Source organism: Bacillus lumedeiriae (assembly GCF_044891285.1).
GTDB lineage: Bacteria > Bacillota > Bacilli > Bacillales > Domibacillaceae > Pseudobacillus > Pseudobacillus lumedeiriae.
Map to the genome: position 1 here is coordinate 561,972 of NZ_JAUIYO010000001.1, position 12,062 is coordinate 574,033.

A 12,062-nucleotide genomic window follows, 5' to 3' on the forward strand; every position below is an offset into this window, starting at 1 on the left:
GTGTTGGAATGACTATTGGTTGTAATAATCATCCAATGTTCAGTTTAAACGATTACTTAATTTTAGTCACGAATTAAGAAGCCTCATCGCGTATAAATCATGAGAATCAGCACGATTCCATTTCCTAATCAAAAAAGAACGTGCTTTTTGCTGCACGTTCCCCTTTTGTTGCTATCTTTTTATCGAAAAACAATTAAATCTCATATTGACCAATTTTTTTATATTTCACATAGCGCTGTTCAAGCAAGTCAGCAGCTGGCAATTGCAGCAAATCTTTCAGTGCTGGTTTCAGCACTTTATCAATAAGTGCTGCCTGTTGTGCAACATTACGGTGAGCACCGCCGCTTACTTCTGGAATAATCCCATCAATAATATCCATCTCTTTTAAATCGCCTGCTGTAATTTTCATCGTCTCCGCTGCCCGCTTCGCTTGAGAAGCATCTTTCCAAAGCAAAGCTGCTGCCCCCTCAGGGGAAATGACAGAATACGTAGAGTTCTCAAGCATAAACAGTTTGTCGCCTACACCAAGTGCAAGCGCACCGCCGCTTCCTCCTTCACCAATGACGATACAAATAATAGGCACTTCCATGCCCGCCATTTCAAACAAGTTTTTAGCAATCGCTTCGCTCTGTCCGCGCTCTTCTGCCGCTTTTCCTGGATAAGCACCTTTCGTATCGATAAGACAAATAATTGGACGCTTAAATTTCACTGCTTGATTCATTAAACGAAGCGCTTTTCGGTATCCTTCTGGATGCGGCATACCAAATGTACGCTTAATATTCTCCTTCGTATCGCGGCCCCGTTGATGCCCAATCACAGTGACTGGAAGACCATGGTATTTTGCAACCCCGCCGACGATCGCTGCATCATCGCCAAATAACCTGTCGCCATGAAGCTCCATAAAATCAGTAAATAAGAAGCCAATGTAATCAAGCGTCGTCGGCCGTTCCGGATGCCGGGCCATTTGAACTCGATCCCACGGTGTCATACTTTCATAAATATCTTTTTCTAGCTTTTTCAACCGCTGCTCAAGCTTTTCAATTTCCTCTGTCAAATCAACGTCAGAAGTCGAAGTAAACTCTTTTAATTCAGCGATTTTCCCTTTAAGTTCTAATACTGGTTTCTCAAACTCTAATCCAATCATACGAGTTCACCACCCGGTCGATGTATATCAAGTAAAAAAGCAAGTTTTTCTTTTATTTTATGACGGTGAAGCACCGCATCTAACTGACCATGCTTTAATAAAAATTCAGCTGTCTGGAAATCCTCCGGCAGCTTTTCACGAATCGTCTGCTCAATAATCCGTCTTCCTGCAAATCCAATTAATGCTCCCGGTTCTGCGAAATTATAGTCGCCGAGCGAAGCAAAGCTTGCAGATACTCCGCCCGTTGTCGGGTGAGTCATAATCGAAATGATCAATCCGCCATTTTCACTAAAACGCTTTAAAGCGACACTTGTTTTTGTCATTTGCATTAAAGAAAGAACACCCTCTTGCATTCGAGCTCCGCCTGAGGCAGTAAAAATCACAAACGGTACATTTCTCCTATCCGCTTCTTCAATCGCCCGCGTGATCTTTTCTCCAACGACCGATCCCATGCTTCCCATGCGAAAGTTCGCATCCATAATAGCAACGACTACTTCAAAACCTTCCACTTGACCGACGCCCGTTAAAATCGCTTCATTCATTTTTGTTTTTTGCCGATCTGCTTCAACCTTTTCTAAATATCCCGGAAAATCCAGAGGATTCGTTGACGTAAGTTCAGCGTCTAGTTCCTGAAATGTCCCTTCATCTATAAAAGAATCGCGGCGTTCAAACGCCGTCATCCCATGATGGTGGCCACATTGTAAACAAACATGCAAGTTTTTCTTCAACTCTTTTGTATACATAATCTTCTTACAGCTCGGGCACTTTTGCATAATTCCTTCAGGTACATCCTGTCTGCTTGCTTCTGTAGGTATCGTTGCATATTTCTTCTTTTTTGGTTTTTGTTTATTAAATAAATCTTTAATCAAATTGCATCCTCTCCCTTTGTAAAAAACTTCAACTTATTTATCTGATTTTACGAGATGGACAGCAAAAAAACGAAACAGCCTACCGACTGGAGAGCTGCTTGTACGCTTCAAAAATATCTTTTACGTTTTTTGTCTTTACTATATGAATTAAACGAACAAATGCATCTTTGTTAGCTGCCAGTCGATCTTCCTGATGAATCGCCGCTGCATAATCCGATACGACCAGCCAGATTTTTTTTAAAAGCGAGTTGCCGCTTACGTCCATTAAATAAGCAAAAAAATCATATTCTGTAAAATGAGGCTCTGCCATTTTCCTAGCAAGTGTAGACATCTGCGCTTCCAGATCGGGGTGTGTCATAACAGTCGACAAACATCCCTTTTCTATAATTTCTTTTGTCTGCCAGACATCCCTTTTCGTCTGAACTCTTTGCAGAATAAATGCACTGAGCAGCTGAACGAGCTGATGGTTATTAAAATCTCGAAGAAATGTACCTTCTCCCCGCTTTGTTTCAATTAATCCAAGCAGCTCCAATGCTCGCAAAGCCTCTCTAACAGAAGAACGTGCCGCAGACAACCGTTCAGATAATTCCCGCTCAGATGGCAGCTTATCTCCAGGAAGCAAACCATCTGCCGCGATCATGTTACGAATCTTTTCAACGACTTCTGCAAATTTGGACTGCGGCCGCTCATTTTCCACAGCTTTATTCACCTTTTCCGATAAAAGCCAGCTGCATCGTCCGGTTACGTATTTCTTCAGGATCTGCTTTTAAACGAGCAACACCTGTCTCCATTGCCGTTTTCGCCACTGCTGCTGCGACAGCTGGTGCCACACGCGGATCGAACGGACCAGGAATCACATAATCAGCATGAAGCTCACTGTCATCAATTAATCCAGCGATAGCTTCTACAGCTGCACGCTTCATTTGTTCATTAATATGCGTAGCGCGCACGTCCAACGCTCCACGGAAAATCCCTGGAAATGCCAGTACATTATTCACCTGGTTAGGGAAATCTGAACGTCCTGTTCCAATGACAGAAACCCCTGCCATTTTCGCTACTTCCGGCATAACTTCCGGAACCGGATTCGCCATTGCAAAAATAATCGGCTCAGGATTCATTGTTTCAATCATTTCTTTCGTCAATGCGCCTGCAACAGATACACCGATAAATACATCCGCGCCTTTAATAACGTCTTCAAGTGTACCTTCTTGACGGCTGACATTCGTAAATTTAGCTACTTCCTCTTTTACAGGATTCATCCCTTCTGGGCGGCCTTCATAAATCGCTCCGCGTGAATCACACATAATAATATCACGCACTCCATAGTTTGCCAGAAGCTTAATAATGGCAATACCAGCTGCTCCAGCTCCATTAGCCACGACTTTAATGTCTGTAATCTTTCTTCCTGTTAATTTAAGTGCATTAAGCAGGCCAGCTGCCGTTACGATAGCTGTTCCATGCTGATCATCGTGAAACACAGGGATATTCATTTCTTTTTTTAAGCGCTCTTCAATCTCAAAGCAATGTGGAGCAGCAATGTCTTCTAAGTTGACACCGCCAAATGTCGGCTCCATTAATTTCACGGTTTCGACGATTTTATCGGACGATTCTGTATTTAAACAAATAGGAAATGCATCTACACCCGCAAAACTCTTGAACAACACTGCTTTTCCTTCCATGACCGGCATTGCGGCCTCTGCGCCAATATTGCCTAATCCAAGTACTGCTGTTCCATTTGAAACGACTGCCACTGTATTTCCTTTAATTGTATAATCGAACACTGTTTCCGGTTTCTCATAGATTTCCTTACATGGTTCTGCGACGCCCGGTGAGTAGGCAAGGCTTAAATCTTTAGCATTTTTCACTTCTGTTTTAATACCAGTAGATAATTTCCCCTGATTAACTTTATGCATATGTAAAGCTTCTTCTCTAATTGACATTATTTCTCGCTCCCTGTTTTTAACCAGTCTAAACCGCCACAAGTGGTCAGACCACGTTTTTATCTATTACACAATAAACCATCGGCGGAAAGTTGTAAAGTAATAATTATTTAAGTACTACACACTCTTTCCCAATGATTTGTTCCAACTCTTTCAGTAATTGCTTCGTTGGTTTGATGGCATTTTTCTCGGGAAGTTTGACCGTCTGGCGATTTCTTTCATAATGAAGGATGACAGGTGTTTCTCCCTTGAAGCGGCCGATCAGCCGATGAATATCTTCAAGAATTAAATGTTCGTCTGGCGAATCAGGAATTTTCAAATATAATATTTTGTTTCTTTCCTGCCGCCGCTCTTTCAATTCTTCTATGCTTTGTACAGATTTAATAATCAGCTGTGTGCGTCCGCTTCTTTCTTCCACATCTCCTGTTACATACAGAATTCCGCCTTTTGTAAGAAGGGACAGATACATTCTGTAAACGGCTGGAAACATTACTCCTTCCACTTCACCGCTTTCATCCGAACAGTGAACAAATGCCATGTTTTCTCCCTTTTTGGTGCGGATGACTTTCACTTCATTAATGAAAACACCGACAGACACACGGCGTTGTCCGGCAGCTAGACTAGCCGCTGCCACTCCCCCCGCTTCCTTAAACAGCGGTTCATGCGGCTCCGTTGGATGAGCTGATAAATAGAGCCCAAGGACTTCTTTTTCAAAATGAAGCTTGTCCTCAATACTAATCGGTGCCGCTTGTACATATTTAGGTTTTGGAAAAAAGTCATCTTCTATGAATGATTCTTCATTTATCCCATCTGCAGGCTGAATGAGCTTTGCATGTTCAATCGCTACATCCAGCGTCGCTAAAAGCACGGCACGCTCTTCATTAAACTCATCGAATGCTCCTGCATATATGAGCGCTTCCATCGCCTTATGATTAACGATCGTTAACGGGATTCTCAGACAAAAATCAAACAAATCAGTAAATGGTCCTTGTTCTCGGGCGCTCAGGATCGCTTTCAGTACGCCCGCTCCGATCCCTTTAATAGACGCGAGGCTGAAGCGAATGTTATTCCGATCCGCTTGAAAAGGATATTGACTGCGATTAATAGAAGGAGGAAGTAAAGAAATCCCCATTCCCCTTGCTTCAGCCCCGTACTGTCTGATTTTATCTTCATTGCCCATAGCAGAACTCAGCAGCGCCGCCATGAAAATAGCTGGGTAATGGGCCTTTACATAGGCCATCCCGTAAGCAATAAAGCTGTAAGCGACTGCATGGCTGCGATTAAACCCGTAATTTGCGAATTGAACGATGAGGCGGTAAACACTCTCCGCTGTTTCTTTGCTATATCCATTGTTCACCGCTCCTTCGACAAAGTGCCGGCGCTCACTATCAAGCACATCCTTGTTCTTCTTGCTGACCGCTCTTCTTAATAAATCAGCTTCTCCTAATGAAAAACCGGCTAATTTAGAGGCAATCTGCATAATTTGTTCTTGGTAAATGAGTACGCCATACGTCGGCTCTAAAATGTCCCTCAAATCAGGATGAGGATAGTCAATCGGCCGATGCCCGTGCTTCCGCTCAATATAAAGAGGAATATGTTCCATCGGTCCCGGCCGATAAAGCGCGTTCACCGCCACAATATCCTCAAAACGATTTGGTTTCAGCCTCATCAGCACTTTGCGCATCCCTTCTGATTCCAACTGAAAAATCCCCGTTGTTTTTCCTTCTCCCAAAAGCCGAAACGTTTCTTCATTCTGTAAAGGTATATTCTGCAAAGTCACTCTTTTTCCTTCTGCATAATAAATAGAGTCCATCATTCTTTCGACAATCGTCAAATTACGCAGTCCGAGCAAATCTATTTTCAGCAACCCGAGGTCTTCGAGCGTATCCATTGGAAATTGTGTCAAAAATACACCATCACTGCCTTCTTGAATAGCAACGAGTTCCGTCAGCGGCTCCTCTGTAATCACCATTCCAGCGGCATGGGTTGATGTATGACGCGGCAGTCCCTCAAGTATTAAAGCGAGCTTGTATACTTTTTCATGTACGTCCGTTTCGCATACCCACTCACGGAAATTCCCTGCTTCTTCATAGTGCTGGCTAAGTGTTAATCCAGGACGCGATGGAATCAGCCGGGACAGCCGCTCCAGCTCTTTCGCAGAAAAGCCAAAAACCCGTGCTATATCACGCATCACCGCCTTAGCAGACAGCGTACCAAACGTAATAATTTGCGCGGCATGAAGCGCTCCATATCTATTAGCAACGTAACGAATCACTTCATCCCGGCGGTGATCTGGAAAATCGAGATCAATATCCGGCATAGACACGCGCTCCGGATTAAGGAATCGCTCAAACAGCAGATCATGTTCGAGTGGATCCACTGTCGTAATACCGAGAGCATAGGCAACGAGGGAACCAGCGGCAGATCCTCTTCCCGGTCCCGTTAAAATATGTTCGTCTTTTGCAAACTTCATAAAGTCCCAGACAATGAGAAAGTAATCACAAAAGCCCATTCTTTCAATGGTCTGCAGTTCATAGACGAGCCTATTCTCATACGCCGGCTGTCCTAAGACCCCTGCTTCTTCCAGCCCGCTTCGACAAAGCTCTGTTAAATAACTGGCAGCAGATTGTCCGTTCGGTATCGGGTACTTCGGGAGAAGCCGGCGGTCAAACGAAAGATTTACTTCACAGGCTTCTGCCACTCGCATCGTCTGTTCCAGTGCTTGGGGCAGATCGGCGAATAACTCCGACATTTCTTCTTTAGAAGAAAAGTAGGCACGATCATTTTCATCTATGTGTTTATCCCCTAGTTTCACTCCATCACGAATAGCTTCCAGACACTGAACAGCAAAAGCATCTTCCCGATTGAGATAGGTGACCCGATTAGCAGCGAGCAGCGGAATAGAAAGAGAAGCACTGAGTTTCTTCATCGCTTCTATGAACGTTTCCTCTTCCTGTCTTCCATGGCGGGCAACCGATAAAAAGAAATGCCCCGGTTCAAATTGCTGCTGCAGCAAAATGGCCGCTTTTTTTGCCTGTACCGGGTCTTTTAAAAGCAGCTGCTCTACTTCACCCTCCATTCCCGGAGTAAAAGCAAATAGACCCGCAGAATAACCTTTCAGCCACTTTAATGGAATCCCTTCTTTTGCCTTCGTTTGAATGACGCTCGAAATTTTCAGCAGGTGATGATAGCCGGTGTTATTTTTAGCCAGCAGCACGAGCGGATATGAACAGCCTTCACTCACTCCGCTTTCCACATCAGCAATTAACCCGATAATCGGCTTCATGCCTGACTTCTTGCATGCCTTGTAAAAAGGCACAGCACCATACATCACATTGCGGTCTGTGATAGCGAGCGCATGATAGCCTAGTTCTTTCGCTTTTGCCGTCAGTTTATCAATAGATATAGAACTTGACAGCAGGCTATAGCCTGTTTGAACCTGCAGATGTGTGAACATCCCCCTCACCCTTCCTCGAAACTTTTCGCTCTCTATTCTGTCTTTATTATAAGTGTACCGTTATAAAAAAGAAAATATGTTCTATTTTCATAGGAAGGTCTATCAGTACATATATAAATAGAAAGACAAGCAGATAAGGAGGACATATGGCAGAAACTTTTTTTAACGAATTATTTAAATGTTACTTTATCGCGTTCGGTGTCCTGCTTGGCGGCTCGCTTATCGGGGGGCTTTCAGCATTTGCAACTGGGAAGCCGCTTTTCACTAGCATTTCACAAATAAGTGAAGGCTTAAGAATTTGGGCAATTATTGCGGCTATCGGAGGGACGTTTGATACCGTATATAGCTTTGAGCGGGGGTTTTTAAATGCAGATACGAAAGATTTATTTAAACAATTCCTGCTTATTTTATCAGCGATGGGAGGAACAGCCACCGGCACAGCGATCATTGTCTGGCTGACTGGGGAGCATATTGCGCCATGAGGGTACCTTCTCTTTATAATAAACCAAAGGTACGATGGCTATTAAGCGGAGCTGCGATTGGCTTTTGTATCAGCTGGCTGCTCTTTCTTTACATGTTCGGCGCCATGCAGGAGCGACAAGCTGTTTTGTTGGAAAAACAAAAGAATCATATGAACAATCTAAAGGTACAGCTTTCTATCTGGCAGGAAGAATATCAAGAATTGAATAAAAAAAACCTGCACAAGCTGACTGTGCAGGATATTGAAGTAGATATTATGAATTATAAAAAATACGGTATTGATGATGCCCAAAGTATTTTTTCTGCCAAAGAACAAATAAAGGAAGATTTATCTGTCTTATATGCCAAAGACCTTGAGACAGTGTACTCTCATAAGGAACTGATCCGGCAGACGATTGAAAATAAAACGCTCAAAATCAATAAGCGAAACTATTCTCTTCATGTAAAAGAATGGTATTTTTATACAACCATTCACATTCAGTTGGAAATGGAGCTGGAAGACAGTTAAACTTTACACACTTCCACGGCAAAGCGCTTCGAGATCAGCAGCCACCTTCTCAGCTTCTTCCCATGAATACACAGAAGCACCAGCAGCAAGCGGATGGCCTCCCCCTTTATATTTTTTGGCAATTTCATTAATCACCGGTTTTTTTGAACGCAGGCGAACGCGAATTTGATCATCTTCTTCAATAAAAAACACCCACGCTTTAATACCTTGTACACCGCCGAGCGAACTAACAAGCTGTGAGGCTTGAGCTGGTGAAACGTCGAATTCATCGAGAAGCTCCTTTTTCAAACTGACAGAAGCAGCTCCACTTGCTGACAAGGTGAACGTTTGTAATATCCAGCCCTGCAGTTTCAGCACTTTCGCCTCCGTTTCATACATACGGTTAAATAATTCATCACGGTCAAAATCAAACTGAAGCAATTCACCGGCAAACTTCATCGTACGCTTCGTTGTGCTTGGATAAAGAAAGCGGCCCGTATCTCCGACAATCCCTGCAAATAGGAGACGAGCAGCCCCATCATTCAATTGCAGTCCATCTTCTTTGCCAGTTTCATACAAGTCATAAATCATCTCACTGACAGAACTCGCAGACGTATCTACCCATAAAAGATCACCGTACGGATCTTCATTCGGATGGTGGTCAATTTTAATCCACTCTTTGCCTAATGTGTAACGGCTGTCACAAATTCTCCCTTGATTCGCTGTGTCGCAAACGATCACAAGTGCACCTTCGTATGCTTCATCTGGGATTACATCAAGCTTACTCAAATAAGTTAGTGTCGGCTCTTCTTTCCCCACTGCATACACTTTTTTATGAGGAAAAGAAGCACGGATCATTTCTGCCAGACCACCTTGTGAGCCGTACGCATCAGGATCAGGACGCACATGACGGTGGATAATGATCGTCTCGTATTCTTTTATTTTTTGGATAATTTGATTTTTCATGCCTGTCTCCTTTACGGCGGTCAAGTTTTTTAGTAGAATTTCCTCCTCATTCCCGTTAAAATGGAGATGTTTGAACAATTAATTGGAGGAAAAAACATGCCTGTTTTAGTATTTATTATCGTTCTATCGTTCGTTTTTTATATTCTTTATAAGGTTCAATACGTCAGAAGCAGACGTCCGATGGAGAAAAAATGGTTATCCGCAAAATCTAGCATGGCTCTTGGCCTATTTGTCGGCTGCTTCGGCCTGAATACATTATTTATCCACCAGACGACCACTTCTTATATTGTCGCCGCTTTATTTTTATTGATCGGCTTTGCTAGTCTCTGGGTTGGATTTAAAGCATACCGCCACTTCCGGCCATTTGCACAAAGAGAAGCAGAAGAATTAAAAAATCAATAATGGTTACAAAGCCGCTTCCTTTTGAGAGCGGCTTCATTTTTTACTGACGAGCTGAACGTTCAACATCACCTGCTAAATGCCTGTCGGAGCAGAACAGGCGCTTCCGCTTTTCTTTATTGCCTGTCGAGTAGTTGGCACATCATGAGGGCTTTGCCGACGAGCATGCCGCCGTTGTATACTTCGACGTCTACTTTTCCGAATTTCCGTCCCACTTCGAGGACGTTTGGGTGGATTTCTAGCAAGCTTTCCATCTGTACTGGCTTCGAAAAATAAATGGTAATACTCTCCACGACAATATCACCTTTTTTCTTTGCCCGCAGTGAGCGTCTTGCTGCTTCAGTCACGATCGTTGTAAATACTCCGTAAGAAATTGCGCCGAGCTGATTCGTCATTTGCGGAGTCACTTCAAATGTATATGTTTCTTCTGGTTGATCGCCTAATAAATCGATCTGATTCGTAATTGTATCATCTAGTGTTTCTCCCATTTGCGGCTGACGCTGGGCCATTTGCAATGTTTTCAGCACGTCTTGTCGGCTGATGATTCCTTGAATGCGGTTTTGGTCATCAACGACCGGCAGCAATTCAATCCCTTCCCAAATCATCATATGAGCAGCAGCAGCTACACTCGTATTCATCGTGACGGTAATCGGCTGTTTTGTCATCACTTTTTCAATCAATGTTTCCTGCTCAGCCCCCATGATATCCTTCGCTGTCACGATTCCTTGCACTTTCAGCTGACGATCAAGGATCGGAAAGCGGCTATGGAGCGTTTCACGATTTTTCTCAATCCAATCCCCGATCGTATCACCGATAGACAATGAAACCGTTTGATCAAAAGGCGTAAAAATATCCCCAACAAGTACAATTTCCTTTTTAATGAGCTGATCATAAATTGCACGGTTAATCATCGTCGCCACTGTAAATGTGTCATACGTTGTTGTGATCACGGGCAGCTCTAATTCATCTGCAAGCTTCGTCACGTGATCATCCGCTTCGAATCCGCCGGTAATTAATACACCCGCTCCCGCCTGCAGTGCCAGTTCATGCGCTTTCGTACGGTTGCCGACAATTAATAGATTGTCAGGACCTGTGTATCGCATCATCGCCTCTAGTTTCATTGCCCCAATGACAAATCGGTTCAGCGTTTTATGAAGCCCTGCTCGGCCGCCAAGCACTTGGCCATCAATAATATTGACCACTTCAGCAAACGTTAGTTTTTCAATATTCTCTTTCTTCTTTTGCTCAATTCGAATCGTACCAACACGTTCAATAGCAGAAACAAACCCCTTCGTTTCTGCATCTTTGATCGCCCGATACGCTGTTCCCTCACTGACCGATAGCACTTTGGCAATTTGCCGGACAGAAATTTTTTCCCCGATCGGCAAGCCCTCTATGTATTGTAAAATCTGTTCGTGTTTTGTAATCAACTGTTTCACCTGTCCCTTTCAGACTTGCTAATACAGTTATTATACTTTGAAAGACTTCCTTATTCAATCCTACTTAAAGAAAGGCCGCAAGGTTCTTCTTGCAGCCTGCAGACTGTTATAGTTTAATTCCCTCTCCGGGTTCTAACACTTTTCCGTTCTTCGCTTCTAATTTCTCAATAAATGCATACGGATCTTGTTTAATAGGCGGGAACGTGTTGAAATGGATCGGCACTACTTGCTTGGCCTGCAAAAACTTAGCCGCAAGTGCCGCGTCATCAGGCCCCATCGTGAAATTGTCTCCAATCGGGAGGAAGGCTACATCAATCGGGTGCAATTCACCGATCAATTTCATATCAGAGAAAATGCCTGTGTCACCGGCATGATAAATCGTTTTGCCCTCAGCCATAAGCAGCACGCCCGCAGGCATTCCCATATAAAGAAACGTGCCGTCTTCCTGTTGAATACCCGAACCGTGAAACGCCTGTGTAAATTTCACCCGTCCAAAGTCAAATTCGCGGCTTCCTCCAATATGCATCGGATGGGCATTCACTCCTTGATGACTTAAATAAACAGCTAATTCATTCACGGCAATGACAAGTGCATTGCTTTTTTTCGCAAGTTCAACCGTATCACCTACATGGTCGCCATGCCCATGTGTTAAAATGATGACGTCCGGATACTCATTTTCCACTTTCAAATCTGTTACATCGTTGCCCGTAATAAACGGGTCAATTAGAATGGTTTTCCCGTTCGTTTCTACTTTCACAACAGAATGTCCATGATAAGATACCTTCATATGTAAAACTCCTTTTCTAAAAATATTTCCACTCTTTATGATTCAATGAAACACCAAAATCACCTGCCTGTCTATTTATTTACTTTGTATTTGT

The 12,062-nt window shown here is 43.4% G+C and carries 11 protein-coding genes; 3 read left to right on the plus strand and 8 right to left on the minus strand.

The genetic code is table 11. From position 1 onward, the window contains the following. Positions 1–193 precede the first annotated feature (193 nt). The 5 genes from accA to dnaE form a co-directional block, all read right to left on the minus strand. Positions 194–1,144, minus strand: coding sequence for an acetyl-CoA carboxylase carboxyl transferase subunit alpha (accA, locus tag QYG89_RS02905; protein WP_404314342.1), 951 nt, complete (start codon positions 1,142–1,144; stop codon positions 194–196). Then, complete coding sequence (accD, locus tag QYG89_RS02910) at positions 1,141–2,013, minus strand: acetyl-CoA carboxylase, carboxyltransferase subunit beta (RefSeq protein WP_404314344.1); 873 nt, start codon at positions 2,011–2,013, stop codon at positions 1,141–1,143. The genes accA and accD overlap by 4 nt, the downstream gene beginning before the upstream one ends. Positions 2,014–2,092: 79 nt before the next feature. After that, entirely contained in the window at positions 2,093–2,710 is a 618-nt protein-coding gene (locus tag QYG89_RS02915; protein WP_404314346.1) for a FadR/GntR family transcriptional regulator, read from the minus strand. A gap of 4 nt (positions 2,711–2,714) precedes the next feature. Further along, positions 2,715–3,953: an NAD(P)-dependent malic enzyme gene (locus QYG89_RS02920; RefSeq protein WP_404314348.1), complete on the minus strand. Its 1,239-nt coding sequence runs from the start codon at positions 3,951–3,953 to the stop codon at positions 2,715–2,717. 106 nt (positions 3,954–4,059) lie between these two features. Next, positions 4,060–7,410 carry a DNA polymerase III subunit alpha gene (gene dnaE, locus QYG89_RS02925; protein ID WP_404314350.1) on the minus strand — a complete coding sequence of 1,117 codons (3,351 nt, stop codon included), beginning with the start codon at positions 7,408–7,410 and terminating at the stop codon, positions 4,060–4,062. A gap of 146 nt (positions 7,411–7,556) precedes the next feature. On the opposite strand from dnaE, the gene QYG89_RS02930 reads away from it, so the two are divergent. Together QYG89_RS02930 and ytrI are read left to right on the plus strand one after the other, a co-directional pair. Then, positions 7,557–7,892 (plus strand): YtrH family sporulation protein, encoded by a 336-nt coding sequence (locus QYG89_RS02930; RefSeq protein WP_404314352.1) that lies wholly within the window; start codon positions 7,557–7,559, stop codon positions 7,890–7,892. Next, positions 7,889–8,398: a sporulation membrane protein YtrI gene (gene ytrI, locus QYG89_RS02935; RefSeq protein ID WP_404314354.1), complete on the plus strand. Its 510-nt coding sequence runs from the start codon at positions 7,889–7,891 to the stop codon at positions 8,396–8,398. Before QYG89_RS02930 ends, ytrI begins: the two co-directional genes overlap by 4 nt. Before the next feature lie 3 nt (positions 8,399–8,401). Here ytrI and QYG89_RS02940 read toward each other — a convergent pair whose 3' ends face one another. Next, entirely contained in the window at positions 8,402–9,343 is a 942-nt protein-coding gene (locus QYG89_RS02940) for a DHH family phosphoesterase (protein WP_404314356.1), read from the minus strand. 96 nt (positions 9,344–9,439) lie between these two features. On the opposite strand from QYG89_RS02940, the gene QYG89_RS02945 reads away from it, so the two are divergent. Further along, a complete protein-coding gene (locus QYG89_RS02945) occupies positions 9,440–9,745 on the plus strand; it encodes a YtpI family protein (protein ID WP_404314358.1) in 306 nt (101 codons plus the stop codon). 113 nt (positions 9,746–9,858) lie between these two features. Here QYG89_RS02945 and QYG89_RS02950 read toward each other — a convergent pair whose 3' ends face one another. Both QYG89_RS02950 and QYG89_RS02955 read right to left on the minus strand, forming a co-directional pair. Next, positions 9,859–11,172 (minus strand): DRTGG domain-containing protein, encoded by a 1,314-nt coding sequence (locus QYG89_RS02950; protein WP_404314360.1) that lies wholly within the window; start codon positions 11,170–11,172, stop codon positions 9,859–9,861. Positions 11,173–11,287: 115 nt separating this feature from the next. After that, on the minus strand, positions 11,288–11,968 hold the full coding sequence (locus QYG89_RS02955) for a metal-dependent hydrolase (RefSeq protein ID WP_404314362.1): 681 nt from the start codon (positions 11,966–11,968) through the stop codon (positions 11,288–11,290). Positions 11,969–12,062 lie beyond the last annotated feature (94 nt).